The organism is Paenibacillus cisolokensis (assembly GCF_050481165.1).
In the GTDB taxonomy this organism is placed as follows: Bacteria; Bacillota; Bacilli; order Paenibacillales; family Paenibacillaceae; genus Paenibacillus_AH; species Paenibacillus_AH cisolokensis.
Genome location: NZ_JBCNFP010000114.1, coordinates 18,215 through 41,088 on the forward strand (window position 1 = coordinate 18,215; position 22,874 = coordinate 41,088).

General features: G+C 55.1%; 24 protein-coding genes and 1 pseudogene. 21 read left to right on the forward strand and 4 right to left on the reverse strand.

Features of this window, described 5'->3' with window-relative positions; genetic code table 11:
• Positions 1-171: 171 nt before the first annotated feature.
• From ABEV74_RS18415 to ABEV74_RS18460, 10 genes are all read left to right on the forward strand, one after another.
• Complete coding sequence (locus tag ABEV74_RS18415) at positions 172-939, forward strand: DeoR/GlpR family DNA-binding transcription regulator (RefSeq protein ID WP_062489223.1); 768 nt, start codon at positions 172-174, stop codon at positions 937-939.
• Between the two features lie 195 nt (positions 940-1,134).
• Positions 1,135-1,851: a GntR family transcriptional regulator gene (locus ABEV74_RS18420; RefSeq protein ID WP_430148275.1), complete on the forward strand. Its 717-nt coding sequence runs from the start codon at positions 1,135-1,137 to the stop codon at positions 1,849-1,851.
• Positions 1,852-1,889: 38 nt separating this feature from the next.
• A complete protein-coding gene (locus ABEV74_RS18425) occupies positions 1,890-2,972 on the forward strand; it encodes an ABC transporter substrate-binding protein (RefSeq protein ID WP_430148278.1) in 1,083 nt (360 codons plus the stop codon).
• 24 nt (positions 2,973-2,996) lie between these two features.
• A complete protein-coding gene (locus ABEV74_RS18430; protein ID WP_062489219.1) occupies positions 2,997-3,818 on the forward strand; it encodes an ABC transporter permease in 822 nt (273 codons plus the stop codon).
• Between the two features lie 3 nt (positions 3,819-3,821).
• Positions 3,822-4,607: an ABC transporter permease gene (locus tag ABEV74_RS18435; protein ID WP_430148281.1), complete on the forward strand. Its 786-nt coding sequence runs from the start codon at positions 3,822-3,824 to the stop codon at positions 4,605-4,607.
• A 9-nt stretch (positions 4,608-4,616) separates the two neighbouring features.
• Positions 4,617-5,693 carry an ABC transporter ATP-binding protein gene (locus tag ABEV74_RS18440; protein ID WP_430148283.1) on the forward strand — a complete coding sequence of 359 codons (1,077 nt, stop codon included), beginning with the start codon at positions 4,617-4,619 and terminating at the stop codon, positions 5,691-5,693.
• Between the two features lie 10 nt (positions 5,694-5,703).
• Positions 5,704-6,642, forward strand: a complete 939-nt coding sequence (locus ABEV74_RS18445; protein WP_430148286.1) for a carbohydrate kinase family protein — start codon at positions 5,704-5,706, stop codon at positions 6,640-6,642.
• A 7-nt stretch (positions 6,643-6,649) separates the two neighbouring features.
• Positions 6,650-7,672, forward strand: coding sequence for an ADP-ribosylglycohydrolase family protein (locus ABEV74_RS18450; RefSeq protein ID WP_430148289.1), 1,023 nt, complete (start codon positions 6,650-6,652; stop codon positions 7,670-7,672).
• Positions 7,673-7,851: 179 nt separating this feature from the next.
• Positions 7,852-8,703, forward strand: coding sequence for a DMT family transporter (locus ABEV74_RS18455; protein WP_213527410.1), 852 nt, complete (start codon positions 7,852-7,854; stop codon positions 8,701-8,703).
• Between the two features lie 132 nt (positions 8,704-8,835).
• Entirely contained in the window at positions 8,836-10,536 is a 1,701-nt protein-coding gene (locus tag ABEV74_RS18460) for an ABC-ATPase domain-containing protein (protein ID WP_430148292.1), read from the forward strand.
• A 592-nt stretch (positions 10,537-11,128) separates the two neighbouring features.
• Here ABEV74_RS18460 and ABEV74_RS18465 read toward each other — a convergent pair.
• Together ABEV74_RS18465 and ABEV74_RS18470 are read right to left on the reverse strand one after the other, a co-directional pair.
• A pseudogene (locus ABEV74_RS18465) lies at positions 11,129-11,239 on the reverse strand (hypothetical protein); the annotation flags it as partial.
• A 6-nt stretch (positions 11,240-11,245) separates the two neighbouring features.
• The gene (locus tag ABEV74_RS18470; RefSeq protein ID WP_062489204.1) at positions 11,246-11,515 is read right to left on the reverse strand and encodes an autorepressor SdpR family transcription factor; all 270 of its coding nucleotides are present in this window, start codon (positions 11,513-11,515) and stop codon (positions 11,246-11,248) included.
• Positions 11,516-11,726: 211 nt separating this feature from the next.
• On the opposite strand from ABEV74_RS18470, the gene ABEV74_RS18475 reads away from it, so the two are divergent.
• The 6 genes from ABEV74_RS18475 to ABEV74_RS18500 all read left to right on the forward strand — a co-directional run bounded on the left by ABEV74_RS18475 (position 11,727) and on the right by ABEV74_RS18500 (position 16,816).
• Positions 11,727-12,065 (forward strand): hypothetical protein, encoded by a 339-nt coding sequence (locus ABEV74_RS18475; protein WP_430148295.1) that lies wholly within the window; start codon positions 11,727-11,729, stop codon positions 12,063-12,065.
• Positions 12,065-12,217: an XkdX family protein gene (locus ABEV74_RS18480; RefSeq protein ID WP_430148298.1), complete on the forward strand. Its 153-nt coding sequence runs from the start codon at positions 12,065-12,067 to the stop codon at positions 12,215-12,217. The genes ABEV74_RS18475 and ABEV74_RS18480 overlap by 1 nt, the downstream gene beginning before the upstream one ends.
• Before the next feature lie 105 nt (positions 12,218-12,322).
• Positions 12,323-12,772 carry a phage holin family protein gene (locus tag ABEV74_RS18485; RefSeq protein WP_062489169.1) on the forward strand — a complete coding sequence of 150 codons (450 nt, stop codon included), beginning with the start codon at positions 12,323-12,325 and terminating at the stop codon, positions 12,770-12,772.
• Positions 12,769-13,605 carry an N-acetylmuramoyl-L-alanine amidase gene (locus ABEV74_RS18490; protein WP_430148300.1) on the forward strand — a complete coding sequence of 279 codons (837 nt, stop codon included), beginning with the start codon at positions 12,769-12,771 and terminating at the stop codon, positions 13,603-13,605. Before ABEV74_RS18485 ends, ABEV74_RS18490 begins: the two co-directional genes overlap by 4 nt.
• Before the next feature lie 305 nt (positions 13,606-13,910).
• The gene (locus tag ABEV74_RS18495) at positions 13,911-14,486 is read left to right on the forward strand and encodes a TetR/AcrR family transcriptional regulator (RefSeq protein ID WP_430148303.1); all 576 of its coding nucleotides are present in this window, start codon (positions 13,911-13,913) and stop codon (positions 14,484-14,486) included.
• Between the two features lie 95 nt (positions 14,487-14,581).
• Complete coding sequence (locus ABEV74_RS18500; RefSeq protein ID WP_430148306.1) at positions 14,582-16,816, forward strand: YhgE/Pip family protein; 2,235 nt, start codon at positions 14,582-14,584, stop codon at positions 16,814-16,816.
• A gap of 109 nt (positions 16,817-16,925) precedes the next feature.
• On the opposite strand, the gene ABEV74_RS18505 is transcribed toward ABEV74_RS18500, so the two are convergent.
• Both ABEV74_RS18505 and ABEV74_RS18510 read right to left on the reverse strand, forming a co-directional pair.
• Positions 16,926-17,294: a spore coat protein gene (locus ABEV74_RS18505; RefSeq protein ID WP_430148309.1), complete on the reverse strand. Its 369-nt coding sequence runs from the start codon at positions 17,292-17,294 to the stop codon at positions 16,926-16,928.
• A 15-nt stretch (positions 17,295-17,309) separates the two neighbouring features.
• Positions 17,310-17,597 carry a ferritin family protein gene (locus ABEV74_RS18510; RefSeq protein ID WP_430148312.1) on the reverse strand — a complete coding sequence of 96 codons (288 nt, stop codon included), beginning with the start codon at positions 17,595-17,597 and terminating at the stop codon, positions 17,310-17,312.
• 316 nt (positions 17,598-17,913) lie between these two features.
• Here ABEV74_RS18510 and ABEV74_RS18515 point away from each other — a divergent pair, with 316 nt between their 5' ends.
• The 5 genes from ABEV74_RS18515 to ABEV74_RS18535 are packed head-to-tail and all read left to right on the forward strand — an operon-like array spanning position 17,914 to position 22,596.
• A complete protein-coding gene (locus tag ABEV74_RS18515) occupies positions 17,914-18,996 on the forward strand; it encodes an ABC transporter substrate-binding protein (RefSeq protein WP_213530572.1) in 1,083 nt (360 codons plus the stop codon).
• On the forward strand, positions 18,972-20,057 hold the full coding sequence (locus ABEV74_RS18520) for an ABC transporter ATP-binding protein (protein ID WP_062489158.1): 1,086 nt from the start codon (positions 18,972-18,974) through the stop codon (positions 20,055-20,057). Before ABEV74_RS18515 ends, ABEV74_RS18520 begins: the two co-directional genes overlap by 25 nt.
• Positions 20,058-20,069: 12 nt before the next feature.
• Entirely contained in the window at positions 20,070-20,894 is an 825-nt protein-coding gene (locus tag ABEV74_RS18525; RefSeq protein WP_062489155.1) for an ABC transporter permease, read from the forward strand.
• A complete protein-coding gene (locus tag ABEV74_RS18530) occupies positions 20,887-21,678 on the forward strand; it encodes an ABC transporter permease (protein WP_062489153.1) in 792 nt (263 codons plus the stop codon). The genes ABEV74_RS18525 and ABEV74_RS18530 overlap by 8 nt, the downstream gene beginning before the upstream one ends.
• A gap of 39 nt (positions 21,679-21,717) precedes the next feature.
• Entirely contained in the window at positions 21,718-22,596 is an 879-nt protein-coding gene (locus tag ABEV74_RS18535) for an agmatinase family protein (RefSeq protein WP_235593303.1), read from the forward strand.
• Positions 22,597-22,874 lie beyond the last annotated feature (278 nt).

Sequence of the window (22,874 nt, forward strand, 5' to 3'; positions counted from 1 at the left end):
AATAAAAATATTATTATTTCGCATTAATATTAATAATATAAAAGCAGGCTCTTCTTGTCCAGTTCTTTTGCGGGAAACGCCCGGAAACACGACAGAGCTGTTCGCATCCGGTTTCGTGATATAATCGTTATAAAGTTGGAGCGAGAGGTAAGAGGAAGGGGACCGGCCATTTTGTTTGCGGAGCAGCGGCACCAGACCATACTGCAGAAACTGAACCGGGAGCAATCGGTCAAAACGGCCGAGCTGATCAAGCTGTTCGGCGTTTCCGTGGAAACGATCCGGCGCGATTTGGATTACCTGGAGAGGATGGGCTGTCTGAAACGGGTTCATGGCGGCGCGATTCCGGCCGAAATCGACTATACCCGGGAGCTGCCCTTTACGGTGCGGGAAACGCAATTTGCCGACCGGAAGCGGGAATTGGCGGAGACGGCCGTCCGCTATGTGGAAGAAGGGCAATCGATCGCGCTTGAGATCGGCACGACGAATACGGCGTTTGCCAGAGCGTTGAAGAAACGGGTGGAGCGGCTCACCGTGCTGACGAATTCGCTGCCGATCGCGAATGAACTGGTGAGCATGCCGAATTATACGATCATTTTCGCCGGGGGCGTCATCCGCAACCAGGAGCAATGTGTCGTCGGCGAACTGGCGGAAACGTTCGTGGAGCAGTTTCATGTGGATACGTTCTTTATGAATATGAGCGGGCTGACGCCGGAGCAGGGCGTGACCGACTACGGGATCGGCGAAGTGCAGCTGAAGAAGAAGCTGATGAAAATCGCGAAACGGACGATCGTTCTGGCGGACAGCAGCAAGTTCGGCGCCGTTTCGCTGCTGAAGGTTTGCGACTATGCGGAAGTGGACCTGTTCATTACCGATTCGAAAATCGATCCGGGCATCGTCGAAGCCTACCGGCAGCACGGCATCGAAATCGTCAGCCGCTGACAGCGGCAACAGCCGACCGTACGGTCCATTTTGAAGCGTTCCCTGGGAAGAGGGAACGCTTTTTTTTATGAAAATAGTCTCGCATCCGATTCGATTAGGTAATTTTACTTAGTGCTTGCGGTCCAGATGGGAATCTGTTACAATCAACTTGTACACATAAGTGGACAACTATATAACTGTATAATCGGTTGGGAGGTGAGCATCATACTCGACAAGAATGATTTCGCTCCACTCTATATCCAACTTCAAAGAATTATCAGAGAAAAAATTTTGAATGGGGAGTACAAGCAAGGCGAAGCCATTCCTTCCGAATCGGAAATGATGAAGATGTTCCAGACTACCCGGGGAACGGTACGGAAGGCCATTTCCATGCTGGTGACCGAAGGCCTGGTGGAACAGATTCGCGGGAAAGGCACGTTTGTCCGGTTAAATCCGCTAAAGTACAGCATTTGGAATTTCGGCGGATTTACGGATTATTTGAAAAGCCGCAACGAAGTCGCGGTATCCGAAGTATTGGAACAAACGACGGTCAATATGGGCGGCAAAGCGTACTTCAAGCTGGTCAGGGCGCGCGGGGTCAAAAAAGATACCGGGGTGTTGTACCTGACGGTCGATACGTCCTATCTTCCCGTATCCTTGTTTCCCGGACTGGAGCGCTACGACTTCGGAAAAGAATCCCTGTACAACGTACTGCGGAATGACTATCGCACTTACCCGGGACGCACGGAAATTACATTGTCGCCCGAGGAGGTCAATGACAAGATCAAGGAAATTTTGCAGGTCGATAAGAAGGAAACATCGCTCTTAAAGGCGGAAGGGGTCATATTCGACCAGAACAACACGGAAATCGAAAAGGTCAAGGTCGTTTACGGTCCGCATGTCGAGTTTAAAATTATGACCAATATGAACTGAATCCGGTTCATCAATCGATTAAGGAGATGATCAGAAACATGAAAAAGATATCGGCGGCGATTGCTCTTATATTGATTCTGACGGCTGTAAGCGCTTGCGGAAAAGCTTCTGACGGAGAAGAAAACGCGGCTGTGCCGAACGAAAAAAAGAAAACGCTGACAGTCGTAAACTGGAAAGACTACGGCTCCAATGATCCCGAGCTGATCAAAGAATTCGAAGAGACGTACAACGTGGAGATCGAACATCAATATATGGCTTCCGAAGAAGAATTGCTGACAAAAGTCAGAACGAGCAGTGCCGGAAGTCTGGATGTCATTCTGCCCAACGCATCGATTCTTCCCGTTGCGATCGAAGAAAACTTGCTGGAAGAGATCGATACCTCCAAGCTGAGCAACTATGACAAAATTTACGAGCCGTTCAAACATCTCCCCGAGAACGTAAAGGACGGCAAGGTTTACGCCGTGCCGTGGGTCTGGGGTTCGACGGCTATCGCTTACAATCCGGACAAAGTCAAAGACCCGATCGATTCCGTTCAAGTGTTCTGGGACGAGAAATATAAAGGGAGAATCGCGTTCCGGGACGATTTCAACGATGCGGTCATGATCGCGGCTCTTGCGCTTGGCCAGGATCCGAACGCGCCTTCCGATCTGGAAGCGATCAAGAAAAAGCTGATCGAACAAAAGGGGTATAACCTGACATACTGGAAAACCGGGGACGAATTCTCCAAGCTTTATGCCGGAAATATGATCGATATCGGCTTGATGTGGAGCGGTCAAACCGCCGCGATGAAAAAAGAAGGGCAAAGCATCAAATATGTCATCCCGAAAGAGGGCGCGATCGGATGGGTCGATAACTGGGCGATCGTCAAAGGCTCCGAAAACGTGGATCTGGCCCATAAGTTCATCGATTACATGATCGACCGCAAGTTCCAGGAAGCATGGGTCAATAAAGGCGGCCCCGCCCCGGTCAACAGTGAAGCGAGCGCCAACCTGGATCCCGAGTTCATTAAAGAGATGGGACTGGACGAATCGTCGATCGACAAATTGAAATTCATTTCCTACCGGAGCGACGAGGTCAAAAAACAATGGAACGAACTGTGGCAGGAAGTGAAGGCGCATTAATGCGCAGTTAAGGAGTGACCTCGCTTGAATAAAAAGATTTGGCTGATGAGTCCGGCGGCGTTCCTGCTTCTGTCCTTTTGCGTGGTTCCGCTCTTTATTATGGTCTATTTCAGCTTCCTGAGCGACGGAGCCGCCGGCCATTTTACCCTTCAAAATTATTTGGACTTCTTTCAGAAGGGCTTTTATCTGAAACTGACGTGGAAGACGATTCAACTGAGCTTCTACGTCACCCTGATTTGTTTGTTGATCGGTTATCCGATGGCGTATGTGATGGTCAAGATCATCAGCGGCGGAAAAAATCTGCTGCTGATGGCCATCATCATTCCTTTTTGGTCCAGTCAGCTGGTACGGGCTTATTCCTGGCAAAACCTGCTTCGGGAAGGCGGGATTCTGGAAATCGTGCTCCGCAAGCTGCACTTGATTGGCCCGGAGCCGTTGGGACTGATGTTTACCCAGTATGCGGTCGTGATCGCTTTGGTCCATATTTTCTTCCCGTATATGGTCATCACGATCTACATGTCGCTGGAGAAGGTGGACAACGCGTTGATCGAAGCGTCGAAAAGCCTGAAAGCCGGGCCTTTTACCACTTTCCGGCGCATCGTCCTGCCGCTGAGCAAGCCCGGTATCATCTCCGGGTGCATCCTGGTCTTTGTTCCTTGCCTGGGGGTATTTGTCGAACCCCGCATTTTGGGCGGAACGAAAGGCTCGGTCATCGGCATGGTCATCGAGGATCAGTTCTTTGAAATTTACGGATGGAATTTCGGAGCGGCAATTTCGTTTATTTTGCTGATCATCGTTCTCATTTGCATGGCCGTGCTCTCCCGGTTTTCGAAAGAGGAGGCGTAAAAAATGGTGAAAAAAGTGCTCGGATGGACTTACGCATCCCTCATTATGCTGTTTCTGTACGCCCCGATTCTCGTGCTTATGTTGATGTCGTTCAACGCCTCAAGGTACAACGCGCTGCCTATTGAATTCAGCATGCGCTGGTACAAGGATCTGGCCGGCAACGACACGCTGATCGGAGCGGCCTTGAACAGCGTGTATATCGCGGCGGCGACGGGCTTCATCTGCGTCGTGCTGGCCACGATGCTGATGCTGTGGGTTGTCCAGACCAACTCGAAGCTCAAGGAATGGATCAATTCGCTCGTCATCGTGCCGCTCACCATTCCATGGCTTATTCTCGGCTTGTCCATTTTGCTGCTGCTCAGCGCGCTCGGGCTCGACAAGAACTATCCTGTTTTGCTAATCGGGCATGTCGTCGTTTCGCTTCCCTATGCGGTGCTGGTCATCAGAGCGAGGCTGCAAAGCCTGGATCTCACCATCAACGAAGCGTCGGCCAGCTTGGGCGCGAACGAATGGACAACCGCTTTCCGGATTACGCTGCCTTTGCTGTTTCCGGCTATGCTGGCGGGAGGATTTCTCTCGTTCGTCATTTCTTTCGATAATTTCATTATTTCATACTTTCTCATTCCGAGCGGCTCCAGTACGCTGCCGATCGAGATTTATTCCTCCATCAAATTCGGTTTTACGCCGGAAATCAATGCGGTATCGACCATACTGCTGGCCGCAACCGCGAGCGTGCTCGTCATCATTTTCTTTATTATGAGAACTTCGCTGAAATACATTTTTAAGTAGGGGGTTGCCATGGCTTATCTGGAGATTAAAAATTTATCGAAATCGTTCCATGGGAACCAGGTGCTCGACCATATCGACATCGAAGTCGAAAAAGGCGCCTTCCTTTCCCTGCTCGGCCCGTCCGGATGCGGTAAAACGACGACGATGCGGATTGTGGCCGGATTCGAGCGGCAGGATGAGGGTACAATTTCCATAGACGGCAAAGTGATCGATCGGCTGCCCGCATACAAAAGAAACGTAGGCATGGTGTTTCAAAGCTACGCTTTGTTCCCGCATATGACGGTGGCGCAGAATGTCGCTTACGGGCTGGAACAACGCAAAATGTCCAGATCGGATATCCGGAAGGAAGTGGCGAAAGCGCTCGAGATGGTCCGGTTGACCGGATACGAGAACCGAAAACCGAAACAGCTTTCCGGGGGTCAGCAGCAGCGTGTCGCCCTGGCGCGGGCGCTGGTCATCAAACCGTCGCTGCTTTTGCTGGATGAAAGCTTGAGCGCGCTCGACAAAAATTTGCGAACCGCCATGCAGATCGAGCTGCGAATGATTCAAAAAGAGGTCGGCATCACGACGGTTTTCGTAACGCATGACCAGGAAGAAGCGATGACGCTGTCGGACCGGATAGCGGTTATGAAAGAAGGGAAAATCGTACAAATCGGTTCCCCGCAGGAGATCTACGAGAAGCCGGTCAATACGTTCGTGGCCGGATTTATCGGACATTCGAATTTCCTGAAAGGAACCGTGCTGGAGAAGTCCGGGGATAAAGCGGTGTTCCAGCTTGACAGCGGCGGGAAGCTTGTCGTGCCGGTCGAGCCTTCCGATTCCCGCGTCCAAAATGGAAAGCCGTTGATTCTGTCCATTCGGCCGGAACGGATTCGTCTTACGCAAGATGATTCCGCAAATACCGGCGTGAAAGGAACGATCAAATTCATCACATATGTCGGCAGCTTGTCCACCTATTTGGTCGAAGTGATGGGGCATGAATTGAAAGTGCAGCAGCAGAACGATGCCGATGCCCGCGCATTCCGCCAAGGTGACGAGGTATGTCTGCATTGGAGTGCTGAAAACCAAACCATATTAACGGAGTGAGGTTTATGCGATGGCGGACAAAACGGAAATCGTCATTTTCGGCGGCATAATCGTGGATCAGTATGTGCTGGTCGACCGTTACCCGGAAAGAGGCGGAGACGCCCTGATGACCGATTCTTTTTTCCGTATCGGCGGCTGCGCGATCAACGTCGGCTCGACCTTGCAAAATCTTGGCATGACGCCGCATATCGTCTCGACGGTCGGCGACGACGCATGGGGGCGCAAAATCAGGGAGTATTTGAAGCAGCGGCAATTTTCCGAGCTTGCGATCCGGTATGCGGAGCAGCGGAATTCCGGCTATTGCATTTCCGTTGTCGAGAAGGACGGGGAAAGAACGTTCCTGACGTACAAAGGGTGCGAAGCGGACTTTCAATCCGGCATGATCGGCGACGACCTGTGCGGGCGGGTATCCCATGTTTACGTAACCGGTTATTATTTGCTCGATCCGGAATATGACCGCGAAATTGTCCGGCAGTTAAAGAAGCTGAAAGAAGCGGGAGCCTTTGTGGTGTTCGATCCCGGGCCGCTTGCCAGCTCGATTTCGGAGGATACGTTGCTTGCTGTGCTGGGGCTTGCCGATCTGATCATCCCGAACGAGAGCGAATTGGACCTGCTCGAACGGAAGCTCGGGTGGAATCGTCGGGATTTCTCCGGATATTGGGAGCGCGGGATTCTGTATATCGTATTGAAGAAAGGAAGCCAAGGGGTAGAAGTGTGGACCGACGGCGATTACTTTACCGTTCCGCCTTACCCGGTGAACAGCATCGATTCGACGGGGGCGGGAGACAGCTTTGCCGGAGGGCTTCTGTACGGGTTGTCCAAAGGATACGACCTGAGGACTTCCGTTAAAATGGCCAGCGCATGCGGTGCGATCACAACGACGATCATGGGCCCGCATGGTCGATTTACATTGCAAGACGTGACGGACATGATGGAGAAAGCAAGGTGAGATAATTATGGAGAGAAACGACTCGTTGCTGGACAGGGCTTACGGAAGCTTGATCGCGACCGCGATAGGCGATGCGATGGGGATGCCCGCTTCTTTTATGCCGCCTTCCCAGATCAAAAGAATTTACGGAAGGCTTACGGATTTTGTAAGTCCCGATGCGGAGCAAACCGCGCACAGCTCGGTCGAGGCAGGCGGGATTACGGATGACACGCAGGAAAGCCTGATCGTTTCCTCCGTCCTGATCGAAGAAGGACGATTTGACACGGAATCGTTCGTCGAGAAGATGAGAGAGTGGGCCCGGCGGCATAAGATGCTGGAATCGACGGTAATCGGGCCCAGCACCCGCAAATTTCTGGAGACGATCCTTTCCGGCGGCGATTATATTGAAGCCGGGAAGAACGGAGATACCAACGGAGCGGCCATGCGGGTCGGGCCAATCGGCATTTTTTATCACGGCAACTTGCCGAAGGCGATCGAGGAAGCGGCAGCGTCCGCGCTTCCGTCCCATGGAAGCCGGGCCGGCGTTGCCTCCGCTTGCGCCGTTGCCGCGGCGATTTCCACAGCGGTGAAGGGAGACTGCAAGCCGATCGACGTCATGATGGCGGCCATCGCCGGCGCGGAGAAAGGCGAACAGCTCGGATTCGATCAACCGGCGCCTTCCATCGCGGCGAGAATTCGCTTGGCGGTCGAATTGGTGGATAAACTGCGGCATAAGCCGCTCCAGGAAATATGCGAGACTTTGTACGCTTATATCGGAGCGGGCATGAAGTGCTACGAATCGGTTCCGCTGTCGCTCGGCGTATTTTACGCCGCAGAAGGAGATGTGGCCGACGGTATCGTATCGGTCATCAATATCGGCGACGATGCGGACACGAACGGCGCGATCGTAGGGTCATTGTGCGGCGCATTCAGCGGTGCGTCCACCATTCGCCCGGACTGGATCGCCAAGATCGAGAGCACCAACGGAATTCAGTTTAAACAAATCGCGAACGATTTACTGCAAAAGGCTGCTGAAAGGACATCTCGCTAGAGGTGTCCTTTTCGCATTTCAGGTGCATTATCGGTGAATCGTATCGGTGCTTGCAAAGAGGATAATGCACAGGTTTATGCGAAGAATTATGCAATGTTGATTTAATAACGAATAGTTGTATTTGTGTGTATTTCCGTGATATATTGAAACTGCTCAATTCCCTTGATGGAGAGGATCATGTGGTTGCGATCGCGGTGCTTCTGGTGCTCTGTTCCGGCTTTTTGCATGCCGTATGGAATTTGTTCGCGAAGCAAAGCGGCAACAAAAGCGTGTTTTTATGGCTGATCATGCTCGTTTCGACCGTTGCGCTGCTGCCGTATTCGGTTGCGGAGCTCGCCGGCACGCCGTTGCCGGTTCGGGGGTACGTCTTCCTTGCCGTATCGATGGCCATGCAAGGCGGATACGCGCTGCTTCTGTCGGCTACCTACCGCCATGGCGACATGTCGCAAGTGTATCCGATTATGCGCGGGACGCCGACGCTGCTCATTCCGCTTCTCGGCATGACGTTGTTCGACGAGTCGTTATCATTCACGGGATGGGTCGGGCTCGCCTGTCTGTTTGCCGGTTTTGCCGTCATGAGCGGCTGGTCGCTGCGGCGCGGCGCAAGCGGAATGACGCTCAAGCCGGTATTGCTGGCTTTCGGCGTCGGTCTGTTCATAACCGGCTATGTATTGGCCGACAAAATTAACGTGGGCGCGATTTCGCCCGTCGCGTTGCTCGGGATATCCAATCTCGGCTTCGTACTGGCGCTGACGCCGGCCGTTTTGCGTTCCGGGGAGATCAAGCGGGAATGGACGAACGGCTGGAAAATCGTGTTGCTCGGTTCGCTGCTTTCGCCCCTGTCGTACTTATTGTTTCTCTTCGCGATGCGGCTCGCCCCTGTCGGATACATATCGCCGATCCGCGAAATCGGCACCGTATTCGGAACGCTGCTCGGTATCGTGGTGCTCAAGGAACAGCAGGGTATCCGGCGCATCGCCTCTTCCGCCGTCATTGCCGCGGGGATTATGCTGATCGGCATCGGAGGCTAAGCGCACGCCCGTTTCGGTCGAGGGGCCGATTAGACAAACGAGCCGTTCGACGGTACAATTATACTTTAATTTTGAAAACGATGGTCCCGACAACGGAACGTTGAAACGTCGGAGCGTGCAGGTGAACGGACAATGGAACGATTGAAACAAATATTGCAGCGCATTGACGGTAAAGGATACAAAGCGTACCGGGACATTGCCGGCTCCTATGCCGGCGACGGGTTCGTTCTGCACATCGATCATGTACAGGCGGACCCTTTTGCCGCGCCGTCCCGGATACGCGTCGCATTCGGCGGAAAGGAGGCGGCGGCCGAACCGGAATGGCTGCGCACGCGCTGCCGCCGGATTGCGGTGGAAGATTTCTTCGCCCGCAGCATCGCCGATTCGATTCGCCGTCACGGGGTTCGTCCGGTCGGACACGGCAAAAGCGGCATGATCGCGGTCGACCGCCCGGGCCAGGAAGTGCTGCCGCGGACCGCTGTCAAAGTGGAGGAGCACGGAATCGAGGTGCGGCTTTCGGTCGGACTGCCGGCGGCGGGCCGAACGGTGCTCGGCAAGGAAGCGGCGCGGATGCTGTGCGAAAGCGTGCCGGCCATTCTGCGGCAAGCGCTGTTCCGGTATGACCGGACGCGGCTCAGGGCGCACTGGGAGCTGGCCGATCAGCAGGAGGCGATACGCGCTTTCCTGCAGGCCCGCGGATACGCCGCGTTCGTGGCGAACGGCTCGGTTCTGCCGAGAGAAAGCGGCATCAGCGACCGTCCGATGCAAGGCCGGGAGGCGGTGCCGTTCCGCTCGCCCGCCTCGCTGGAGGTCGAGATTCCGCTCCCACACCGGGAGCCGATCCGCGGCATGGCGATTCGAAACGGCGTGACGCTGATCGTCGGCGGAGGGTATCACGGGAAGAGCACGCTGCTCAAGGCGATCGAAAGAGGCGTTTACAACCACATTCCCGGAGACGGCAGGGAATATGTCATTACGGACGATTCGGCATGCAAGATCAGGGCCGAGGACGGACGGCGGGTCGAGAAGGTGAACATATCGCCTTTCATCTCGAATCTCCCTTTCGGCAGAGATACGCGGCGGTTTTCCACGGAGGACGCAAGCGGCAGCACCTCTCAGGCGGCCAACATTATGGAGGCGCTGGAGATGGGAACCAAGCTGCTGCTGATCGACGAGGATACGAGCGCGACCAACTTTATGATTCGCGACGCCCGCATGCAGGCGCTGGTGGCGAAGCGGAAAGAACCGATTACGCCGTTCGTCGACAAAGTGCGGAAGCTGTATGAACAGCATCGGGTATCCACCATCCTCGTGCTCGGCGGATCGGGCGACTATTTTCATGCGGCGGACACGGTTCTGATGCTGGATGAATATGAGCCGGTCGACGTGACCGAAGAGGCGAAGCGGATTGCCCGCCGACTGGATGACGGGCGAAAGCCGGAAGGGGGCGACAGCTTCGGCGATGTGACGCCGCGGGTCGTGCTGCCCGGCAGCTTCGACGCTACGCGCGGGAAGCGGGAGAAGGCGGATGCCAAGGGATTGTCCAAAATCGTCTACGGTACGCATGAAATCGCCCTCGACCTGGTGGAGCAGCTCGTCGACCCGAGTCAGACGCGCGCGATTGCCTGTATGCTGACGGCGCTGGCGAAAACCTATGCGGACGGCCGCACGACGCTGCGCGAGATGGTGGACCGGCTGTATGCGGCCGTCGGGGAGCAGGGGCTCGAAGCCGTTTCCCCTTACGACGGCCATCCCGGCGATTTGGCGCTGCCGCGAAAATACGAGCTGGCGGCGGCGCTTAACCGGCTGCGCACGCTGAACGTCAAAGGATGACGGAACGCGGCGATGGAACGGATGGCCGTATCGTCATCGAAATAAAAAAGACACCGTATCAGGTGTCTTTTTCTGTCAATAGCGCGAATCACCGCGCGCGTGCGAAAAACATGATGCTGCCGCCCGTAATAAGGATGAACAGGACGATCAGTCCGAAAAAAGCGGGCAAAATATAGCTTTGGGGCAGCCATGCAAGCAGGATGAATGCGAACCCGAGCACAAGCATGACCCGGCCTTGAAAGCGGAATGCCTTGCGCATAATGCGCTCGGGAAGCTTCGGCCACTGCAGCGGCCCTTGCGTCAAACGCGGCGCCATGTTGCCCATCAGAATGAAGAGGATGCCGACGATTACGGCGGCAAAATGTGCGGCGCTCAAGTCGTATCCGAGATTGTAGGCGACGATGAACAGATGAACGGCGAGAAGCACGGCCGAAACGGCGGCGGCTATGGCGCCGATCGAAGCCTCGGTACGGCGCCGCTTGTTCTCGTCCTTCTCCAGCTTGACCGAGAATATGATCAGCGCAGACAGGAGCAGGATGAGAACCGGCAATGCGAAAGCGCCGAACGGTTTGCCGCCCCAGTTGTCGGGCGATCCCGACCGGGAGAAGTGAAGCGCCATCCGTTCCGGCAAGTCGGCATAAACAGTCAGGCTGACGACCGTTGCCGCAACGGCCGACAGAAGAGGGAAAGTCCATTTTCTCATCACGCATCATCCTTTCGATTGTTGCAGATCGATCAGCCACTTCATAACATCCTGGAACACCGTCGTATTCAGCGAGTACACGATCGTTTGCCCTTTCCGTTCATCCCAGACGAGACCCGCGTGCTTCAGAATGTTCAAGTGATTCGAAATGCTCGGTTTGGTCATATCGAAGTGCTCCGCGATTTGACCGGCCGTCAGGTCGCCGTCCTTCAACAAATCGAGTATTTTGCGGCGGGTAGGGTCGGCCAACGCTTTAAACGTATCATTCAAAGACATGCGGCACCTGACTCCTCGCTTCAAAATATATTTAGAAAATTATCTAATAATCAAATTATAGCCGGCCGACATCCAGTCTGTCAATGGCTGCTGCAAGGGCAGTACGAAACATATCGCGCCAATATTGTTTTTTCGACAGCGGATGACAAAAACATGATAGATTCAACCGCCGCAGTATTATGCTCTGTTTGACTCTCAAACCGGCGGAATTGTGACGTTTTTTGTTGACGCGATTCATGGAGAAAACATTCCGAGCGAAGCAGTACCGATCACAGTTGAAGAGTGGCAAACATACAGCGCGGAGCCGTGGACATGGAAGCGCGACGGCGATACGGTCCGGCTCAGGACGCCGGAAGAGCTGGAGGAAGAAAGGGCGAACCAACCGCCAGCACCGAAGACGCCGGATCAGGAAATGAACGAGCAAGTCGCTGCGCTGTTGATCGATTCTGCTGCCAAAGACATCCAAATTCAACAGCAGGACGCTATAATCGCCGACCTAATGCTCCAAGTGGCCGCCTTGCAATCAGCGTCGGGAGGAGGTGGGGCGTAATGCGTTACCAATGGATCAAAAAGTATTACGATGCCGGCATGCCTGGTTACGACAATGACGGCATTAAAGTGTTTGTCGCAGCCGGCTGGATTACAGCCGATCAATACAAGCAAATTACGAAAGTCGAATATGTAACTGACGGGCTCCGCTGATACCGGGTCCTTTTTTCTTTTCAAAAATATTCTATTAATAGAGTACGTCTAATAGAGTATGTCCTTTTAAGATCATTACGAGGAGCGAAGGAGGGAACGATCGGCATGACACAAATCAAAGATTTTATCGCCGCTACCGCCATCGGGGCTACCGGAAAAGAAGCGGCATTCGGCGTCGTGACGGCTCTGGCCGGTGTTGTCGCAAGCGCGCTTGGCGGCTGGGATATTGCGCTGCAGGTATTGATCGCTTTGATCGCTTGCGATTATATTACGGGCATTCTGGGCGCGGTCAGACAGAAAAAGGTTAATAGCGAAGTGATGTTTTGGGGCGGCGTCCGGAAGGCTGTCATTTTAAGCGTAATCGCTCTAGCAACCCTGCTCGATAAAATGGCGGGAGGTGAAAATCCGATTTTCCGCACATTGGCCCTTTACTATTATGCAGGCCGCGAAGGGTTAAGCGTCGTCGAAAATCTCGGCGTCATTGGCGTGCCGCTGCCGCCGGGACTTGTCAGTTGGCTTGAGCAATTGCGCCAGAAGGGGGAAGCAAACAAATGACCATCACCATCGTCCTCGACCCCGGTCACGGCGGACACGATCCCGGCGCCGTCGCCAACGGTTTGCAGGAAAAAGATGTCGCGCTGCAAATTTCTCTGGCCGCGGCCGAGCGGTTGAAGGCAAAATACGAGGGCATCCGGGTGCTGTTGACTCGCACGGCAGACGTCTTTGTTCCATTGCCGGAGCGTACAAGCATCGCGAACCGCGAACGGGCCGATGCGTTCGTCTCGGTCCATTGCAACGCCGGCGGCGGTGCGGGCGGGTTCGAAACGTACATGTACAGCCGTTCGGCAAACCCGAACACCAGCGAACTGCAGCGCGTGCTCCACAGCGAAATCTGGCGGCGGATTAACCCGCTTGGTGTCGATCGCGACCGCGGCCCAAAAAAAGCCGATCTGTACGTTTGCAGAGAGACGAACATGCCCGCCGTTCTGATCGAATGTCTGTTTATCGACGTGCCGGCCGATGCGGAACGGCTTCGGCGCGCGGATGTCCTGGACGCCTTGGCCGACGGTATCGCTGCGGGACTGGGCTCATATTTCGGCTTGACGAGCGACAATCAGCCTGTCTCGGTCCGCATCGAAGTCAACGGCAAGTACGTCGCGAACGGCGACGCGATCGACGGTCGAACGTGGGGGCCAGCGCGTATTGTCGGAGAAGAACTTGGCGCCAGTATCGGCTGGGTCGACCGAACCGTAACCGTCAATGGCGTAAAGCTGCCGACGCGATTGATCGGAACTGCCGGCTGGGTGCCGTTGCGGCCGCTTGCCGATGTCGTCCGGGCCCGCATCTCATGGGACGGCAAGAGCAATACCGTAAAATTGAAAATGTGAACCGGCCTCCGCCTGCAAGAAACCATTCGAAAACATGATAGTCGGCGGCGGAGGCTGCCCTTTTTAACTTTGTCTGCCGCATCGTTCCTCCCGTACTCCCTTCCTCTTTGCTCGCACCTCGGCTTCAACAAGCTCCAAGCATATTCCAGGCATATATTTCGATCATGATGATAGCGTATCATTTTTTCCAATCTATTATTCCGAACCATTGCTTGCCAAACGGCCAACAGCGTGCTACAATAGCTTCTGACTAAATGACTGATTTTGAATTTTGGTCATTCGGTCAGTCAGTCGGAGGTGGCGACATGTCAATTGACCGGCGGAAGATGATCGTGGATGCGGCGGCCAAGTCGTTTGCCTTGTTCGGGTATAAGGCGACGACGATGGATCAGGTGGCGAAAATCGCCAATGTCGGCAAAGGGACGATCTACACGTTTTTCTCCAACAAGGAAGAGCTGTTTCAGGAGATTATGAAGAGCCTGCTTACGGAGATGAAACAGGTGGCCGAAGCGGCGCTTGACCCGAATCTTACGTTTTTCGATAATTTGAACCGGGTGCTGCACAAGCTGCTCGATTTTCGGGAGCAGCACGAGCTGGCCATCAAGCTGTCCCAGGAGGTGCGGGACATCGGGACGCAGATGGCGCAGGAAGGTTTGCAGCTGATCGAAAAGTCGGTCATCGGCTATATTCGGCAGCAGGTGCAGAAAGCGATCGACAAAGGCGAGATCAAGCCATGCGATCCGGAGTTGACGGCTTTCGTTATGCTGAAGCTGTATATGGCGCTGGCGGCGGACTGGAGAAAGACGCACGAACCGCTCGATAAAGACCGCGTCGCAGAGCTGCTTTGCTTCTACTTAAAGGAAGGATTGGCTCCGGCATAGTGTCGGGAGCCGAATTTTTCGCCATAAATGACTAAATGACCATAACGGTCATAATGAACAAAACTGGTTGATAAATGCAAGAGGAGTGAGGTTTTATGTTTGCAAGCTTGAAGCAGTTCGGCAAAGAGCTGGCTTCGATCGGCCGCAACCCGAAGGTGTTGATTCCGGTTATTGCCGTTCTGATGGTCCCGGTCATGTATACGGCGATGTTCCTCGGCGCATTCTGGGATCCGTACGGACGGCTCGAAGATTTGCCTGTGGCGGTCGTGAACGAGGACAAGGGCGCCGAATTTAACGGGAAGCAGCTGAAAATCGGCGAGGAGTTCGCCGGTCAGCTTAAAGAAAACCGCCAGTTCGACTGGAGGTTCGTGACGAAGGAAGAAGCGAAGGCGGGCTTGGAAAACAATACTTATTATATGGCCATTGAAATTCCGGAAGATTTCTCCGAGAAAACGACGACGCTGACGTCGGACCATCCGACTGCGGCAAAGCTGAAGTTCCTTCAGAACGAAGGCTACAATTTCCTGGCATCCCAGATCGGTAACTCGGCCGTAGAGAAGATGAAGGCGATGCTCAATAAAGAAGTGACGCAAGCCTACGCGCGCGCCGTCTTCGAACAACTGGGCGAGATGGCCGGCGGCATCAGCGCCGCAAGCGAAGGAGCCGGACAGCTCGCGGACGGAACGGCGCAGGCGAAGGACGGGATGGCCCAGCTTGTGCGGCATTTGAATCGGCTTGCATCAGGTTCCGTCTCGCTGCAGGACGGCGTTGCGGAGCTCCGAAATGGAGGAGCCGGCCTGAACGACGGCGCCGCTTCGCTTCGCGATGGGGCGAACGGTCTAGCGGCCGGCCTTGACTCGCTGTACGAAGCGCATGGGCAGCTTGAATCGGGGGCGGCGTCGCTCCGGACGGGCGCCGAATCGCTTCACGGCGGTGCGGCTGAGCTTAGCGCCGGGCTGGATCAGCTCGCCAAGGCGGGCGGCGAGCTTGTCGCGGGCGCGAGCGACGCGGAACAGGCGTCCGGCCGGCTGGCCCAGGGGCTGGCGCAATTGACGGACGCCTCGGCGAAGCTGGAAGCCGGATCGGACAGCCTGGCCCAAGGGCTGGCGCGTCTTGCCGAGGCCAATCCTCAGCTGGCGGAGAGTGAAGAATTTCAAGCGCTGCTTGCGGCCGGCAAACAGCTTGCCGCCGGTGCGGCCGACGCGAAGCAGGCTCAGCAGCAGCTGAGCGGCGGCGCCGAAGAGCTGCATAACGGGCTTGCCGAATTGACAAACGGCTTATCCGCGTTTGACGGGAAGCTCAAGGAGGCGCAGGCGGGCGGCCGGAAGCTTGCTGAAGGCGGCAAGACGCTGTCGGCGGGAGCCGAACGGCTGGCAGCGGGCATGAAGCAGTTCGGCGGCAAGCTGGCCGAAGCCAGAGATGGCGGCAAGTCGCTTGCCGCCGGTGCGCAACAATTGGCGGGCGGCGCCGGCAAGCTGGAGCAAGGACTGAATTCGCTTGCCTCCAGCGTCGTACCGTTCGTCGACGGTTCCGAACAGCTGGAGAGCGGAGCGAAGCAGGTGTTCTCGGGACTGATCAAACTGGACGACGGCACCCATGAGCTGTCCGGCAAGCTGGGAAATGCGGCATCCAAAGCTTCGGATCTGCAAGTCTCCGATGCGATGTACGACATGTTTGCCGAGCCGATCGAGCTCGATGTGCAAAAAGTGAGCGAGGTGCCCAATTACGGCACAGGCTTTGCGCCATATTTCCTGTCGCTTGGGCTGTATGTAGGGGCGCTGCTGCTCAGCATCGTCTATACGATGCGCGAACCGGCTGTTCCTCCGGTGAACGGCCGCAGCTGGTTTATTAGCAAAGCGCTGACGGTCGCGGCTGTCGGCATTATCCAGGCATTGATCGCGGACGCGGTGCTGCTGTGGGTGCTCGGTCTGGAAGTGAAGAGCGTCCCGCTGTTCATCCTGTTCTCGATCATCACAAGTCTGACGTATATGATGCTCATTCAGTTCCTGGTGACGACGATGCAGCATCCCGGACGCTTCATTGCGATCGTCCTGCTGATCCTCCAACTGACGAGCTCGGCCGGTACGTTCCCGCTCGAGCTGATTCCGGGCTGGCTGCAGCATGTAACGCCATGGCTGCCGATGACTTACTCGGTCGCCGGGCTGAAAGATGTCATTTCGAGCGGCGATTTCGGCTCGATGTGGACGCAGGCCTCCTGGCTTGGCGTATTCGCGGCGTCGTTTGCGGCGATGTCGTTGGTTTACTTCGTCATGGCGCATCGCAGCAGCCGGCGATCCGCTTCGGAGGACCACACATCCGCAGCGATTTGAGTTCGCAAAAATTTGGCGGCAGAAGTCCGGTCTTGACGGCTGACGGACTTCTGCCGCTTTCGTTTGCGGCCGGTTGCCGAGCGGCGTCCCGCCGTCCCATCGACCGCTTTTACTGCAACGATGTTGCCGGATACGGGAACTGGCTCGAGTAGCCGCTAAACTGCTGGTAAGCCTGATCGAGCTCGGTCTGCTGCGCCGCTTCGAGCTTGTAGTACCCGTTTCTGAACATGACCTCGAACAGCTCGTATTGGCATTGGTGCGTTTCGTTCAGGATCGTCATAATATCCTGATGAAGCGCCGGATGGCTTGCTTCTCTGGCGGAGACGTTAAAGCTGTCGGTCAAATACTTTTCCAATGCCAGGATGTCGTTGATCCGGTCGCGATCGTTCATTTCCGGACCTTTCACTTGCGGTTCGCCCGGCGGCTTCGGGTTCTGGATCGTCATCGGGTTTTGATTTTGATTTTGGTTTTGATTCATGGTCGCTCCTCCAATTTATGATGTCATCTGCGGTATTTTCGCCAGCGCCGCGTTATTATTGTTTTGCAGATGCTTGAGCAGCAACTGGTAGTGCCGCTGGTGCATCTGTCCCGCCTTGTCGATCGCCTGCCGGATTTCCGGGTTGGTGCATTGTTGGGCGGCCTGGCGGCATTTTTTCATTGCGATCAGCTCCCAGGAAAGCTGGTCCTTTAAATACAGACAGTCTTTCGTCGTGACGACCTGGGGCGGCTGCATCATGACAGGCTGCTGCTGTTGTTGGCCTTGCATTTGATTTTGCTGCATTTCTCATCCCTCTTTTTCACCAAAGTTTGCCCTCGCCGAGTAGGATTCCCTATCGCTTGAACGGATATCCGCATCTGGAAAACGGGTGGATTAGGGGATGATTCCCGGAATGATCTCCAGCAATCGAGTTTGTTACAATTAATTTACATAAATTAACTTAAGTACAATTTATTACAATTCAATCAAAGTTACACTTCGTAACTTTTTCTGGCGATTCAATATTGACAACACATATTTTATAATTTAGTCTGAAATAAGTATAAATATATATGCAGCGAATCGAATAAGTCTGCAATCTTGAGGAGGAAACGGCAAGGTGCGCGCAGGTGGCAGAAGAAAGTATACAACAAAAGCAATTTTATCGATTATTTTGGCCTCTGTATTGATGATTGCGGGCTGCGGAGATTCGAAATCGTCCGAAGGGTCGGGGAACGGTTCGGAATCGTCGGGCAAATCGGAGCTCGTCGTCACGTCGTTCGGGGGCAAATATGACGAAGTATTCAAGAAATATGTAGTAGAACCGTTCGAAGCGGCAAATCCCGGCGTAAAAGTTACGCTCGCGCCTTACACCGGCGTTGCGAAGCTGGCACAGGGCGGGGGCGAGCAGATCGACGTTGTGCAGCTGGACGACTTCGATCTGATCGAGGCCGGCAATAAGCAATTGCTGCAGCCGCTGAAGAAGGAGGCGTTCACGCAATGGGACAACCTCTATCCGCAGGCGTTCCTGAACGGCTCCGACAACGAAACGTACGGTTTGACGAATGTGTTCGGTTCTTGGGGCATAGCGTACAACCCGGATAAAGTGGACAAGCCCGAGTCGTGGAACGATCTGTGGGCGCCGGAAGTACAAGGCAAAGTCGCGCTGATGAGTCAGTGGATTCCGGATATTTTGCTGACGGCCAAAGCGGTGAATGCGACCGAAGACAATATGGACCCGGTATGGGAAGCGTTCAAAGCGATCACACCTTCGGTGGCCCAGTATTATTCGTCGTTCTCGGCGCCGGAGTCGCTGTTCGGCACGGGCGAAATTACGATGGCCGCCTGGTTCGACGGCCGCGCCATCGCGCTCAAGGAAGCCGGGCAAAGCGTCGATTTCGTCATTCCGAAAGAAGGCGGCGTGCTCATTCGCAGCGGTCTTGGCGTACTGAAAAGCAGTAAAAATCAGGAGCTCGCCCAGAAGCTGATCGACTTCAGTCTGACGCCGGAAGCGCAGAAAGGCTTCGCCGAAGAGCTGTTCTACGGTCCGACCAACGAAACGGTCGAGCTGGAGGCGGAACTGCAAAAGAAAGTCGTATACGGCAAAGAAAGCCTTGATCAGTTGCTGGCTCCGGATTGGAACTCGCTGCTATCTAAGAGAGAGGATTGGCTGACCAAATGGACAGAGGCAACCATGCAATAAAAGGAATCAGTCTGCAGCAAATCAAAAAAGTCTACCATGACAACGTCGTCGTGGAAAGCGTCGATCTGGAATTGGCCGAAGGCCAATTCCTTTGTTTGCTTGGACCGAGCGGATCGGGGAAGACGACGCTGCTCCGGATGATTGCCGGTCTGGTCAAGCCCGACGGAGGACGGATGCTGCTGAACGGAGAAGATATTGTTTCGGTTCCCGCGAACAAGCGCAATTTCGGGATGGTCTTCCAGCAGTACGCGCTGTTTCCGCATATGACGGTCTGGGATAATGTTGCGTACGGCTTGAAGGCGCGCGGCGAAAAAAGCGCGGTCATCAAGGAGAAGGTCGAAAAGTACTTGAAGCTGGTCGATCTCGAGCATTTGGCGAAGCGGAAGCCGAGGGCGCTCTCCGGCGGCCAGCAGCAGCGGGTCAGTCTCGCGCGGGCGCTGGCTGTGGAGCCGGTGTTGATGCTGTTCGACGAGCCGCTGTCCAACCTGGACGCCCGTCTGAAAGAACTGATGCTGAAGGAAATCCGCGCGCTGCATCGTTCGCTCGGTTTCACCGCCGTCTTCGTCACCCATGATCAGAACGAAGCGCTGTATCTGGCCGACAAAATCGCGGTGCTGAACAAAGGCCGCATCGAGCAGCTCGGATCGCCGGAAGAGATTGTGAGCCGGCCGGCCACGCCGTTCGTCGCCGATTTCTTCGGCTATACGAACCGGCTTGCCGACGCCCGCCTGATCGAACCGGGCAAAGCGCAGGTCGGACCGATGACGCTGCCGGTCGGACATACCGGAAGCGGCTGCAAGCCCGGCGATCGGGGCGTCGTGCTATTGCGCCCGAACGCGGTGCAGGTCGAAGACGGTGGTTCGGGGCGCGATGCGGTGGCGGCGACTGTGCTGGACAGCCGTTATTATGGCGGTGTAACGGAATACCGCTTGCGGCTGGAAGGGTATTCCGCAGACGATATAACGGCGGTCGTGCCGCGGCTCGTTCAACCTTTGCCTGCCGAAGGCACGCAGGTTCGGGTTCATTTTGTCCCGGATTCCATCGCTTTTTTTCATGAATAGTAGGTGAGCTTGATGCCGAGGATGAAACGGTTTTACAGTGTGCTGGGATGGATCGCCATCATCTATATGGCGGCTTTGTTTTTATATCCGCTCGCGAACGTTTTGACGACGAGCCTGAACGATAACGGGTCGTTTTCCCTGGAGCAGTACGCGAAAGTATTCTCTTCCGACGTTTATATGAAGGTGCTCGGCCGGACGATGTGGATCGCCGCGGTCAGCACCGTCATTTCGATCGTATTGGGGTATGCGCTCGCTTATTTCATCGCCACGAGACGCCCCGGGTCGCAGGGACTGTGGCTCATGCTGATCATTTCGCCGATGTTCATGAGCCTGACGGTGCGGCTTTACGGCTGGATGATCGTGTTGAGCAACGAAGGTCCGGTTGCCGCGGCCTCGAAGCTGCTTCATTTCAGTCAGGAAGTATCGCTGTTGTTCTCCAATTTTTCCGTGATCGTCGGCATCGTCCATTATGTGCTGCCGTTCGTCGTACTAAATATTTATACATCGCTGAAAAAGCTGAATCCTGCCGTGCTCGAGGCGTCGATGATGCTTGGGGCATCGGGGGCGCGGACGTTCTGGCACATTACGTTCCCCTTGTCGTTGCCGGGCGTTTTCGCCGGAGGATCGATCGCATTCGCGCTCGCGGCCAACACCTTCCTTGTGCCGGTTATGCTTGGCGGGCCGAAGACGAACCTGCTGTCCAACATGGCCTACAACGCCACCGTTACGATCGGCAACTTCGGATTGGGTTCGGCGCTGTCGATCGTGCTGCTGATCATCGTCGTCATCGTGCTCGTGCTGTTCGGCATTTTGGAGAGGAGGGGGCATCATGCGTAGCGGTCTCAAAGCGGTTGGCTACGTCATTATCGCGCTTCTCCTGTTGTTCATATTGGCTCCGATGCTCGTTATTTTGCCGGTTTCGTTCGGCAGCTCGGGGATGTTTCAATTTCCGCCCAGCGGCTTCTCCATAGACCGGTACAGCGCCCTGTTTGCGGACGACCGCATCATGTCCTCGATCTGGCTCAGCTTGACAATCGCCCTCGTATCCACCTTGATCGCGGTGCTCGTCGGCGTGCTGGCCGCGGTCGGCATCGTACGCGGAGGCATGCCGTTCAAGGGAATGCTCGAGTCGTTCTTTCTCGGGCCGCTTATCGTGCCGCTTGTCACGACAGGGATCGGCTTTCTGATCATATTCGTGCCGATGGGCATTGTCGGTTCGCCGGTCAGCATCGCGCTGGCGCACTCCGTCGTCATATGCCCGTATGTGGTCCGGATCGCGACCGCCACGTTGCGGCAGCTTGATCCGGCGCTGGAGGAAGCGGCGATCGTCCACGGAGCCAAGGAAGGCTATGCGTTCCGCACCGTCGTGCTGCCCCAACTGGTGCCGGCGATGATATCCGGCGGGATGCTTGCGCTGCTCGTATCGATCGACGAGTACACCGTGACCAGCTTTCTGATCCAGGCGAATACGATTACGCTGCCGATCCGGATCTATCAGCTCGTTTCGCTGGATATCAATCCGGTCGTGACGGCGCTCGCGGGCTTGACGGTCATTCTGTCCTTTATCGTCATTTTTGTGTTGGAGAAAAAGTTCGTCATTCACAAATATCTGGAAATGTAACCCGGCTCGGCTCGAGCCGAAGAAAGGAAGCGCATCACAGTGAACAATCAAAACTTCGGCATTATCGGATTTCCGTGGGACGGCGGCGCATCGCTGGGAAGACCGGGAGCACGGTACGCGCCGAAAGCGATTCGCGAGAACGCGCAGTGGCTGATCAACCGGATTCAGGACGGCAAAGTGTACAACGTGGAGAAACGGGAATTGATCGACCTGAACGAATCAAAAATTATCGATTACGGCGATATCGACATTGTGGCTTACAGCACAGAAGCGACATTTGCCAACGCCGAGAAGCGGATCGGCGAGGTGCTGGACAAAGGCGACTTCCCGTTCATTCTGGGCGGCGATCATTCGATCTCGTATCCCGGCATCAAGGCGCTGCATGACCGGACGGAAGGCAAAGTCGGCATTATCCAGTTCGACTCGCATCTCGATCTGGTCGACGATTCGCCTGTTCAGGGCAAATTTTCGCAAAGCAGCCAAATCCGCAGAGCGCTTGAGCTGCCGAGAGTCGCGCCGGAGAATATCGTCCAGATCGGCGTCCGGAGCTACAATTATCCGTGGTACGGGCAATATTTGCAAGAGACAGGCATTGTGCAAATTACGGCGCGCGAAGTGCACGGCATGAGCGCGGAGGAAGTTGTTCGGATCGCCCTTGAAGCATGCAAGAACGTCGACCGGATCTATCTGACGTTCGATATTGACGTGCTCGATCCGGCATTCGCGCCGGGGTCCGGCGCCAATGAGCCGGGAGGACTGACGTCGGCGCAATGCTTCGCCATTCTGGACGGATTGTATCCGCACATCCATGCGATGGACATCGCGGAAGTCAATCCGCTGTACGACCCGCAGCAAATTACAAGCAGCATGGCGGCCCGCCTGCTGTTCGACTGCCTGACCGTGAGAGCGAAAGGCTGACGGACGCCGAAGCTTCGATATGAGCTTGTTTCGGCTTGCGCGAGCCAGGGCGAAAAGACATCTTGACGAAGACGATAACGGAGACGCCTTAACTGAGGCAACTTAACAGAGGTAACTTAATAGAGATTCTAAACGGAGACGTCTTAACAGAGACACCTTAACGGAGACTCTTACATGGAGGCAACTTAACAGAGGCAACTTAACAGAGATTTTTAACGGAGACGTCTTAACAGAGGCACCTTTACGGTGTCTTTTTTTACATATAAGAATTTATAAGT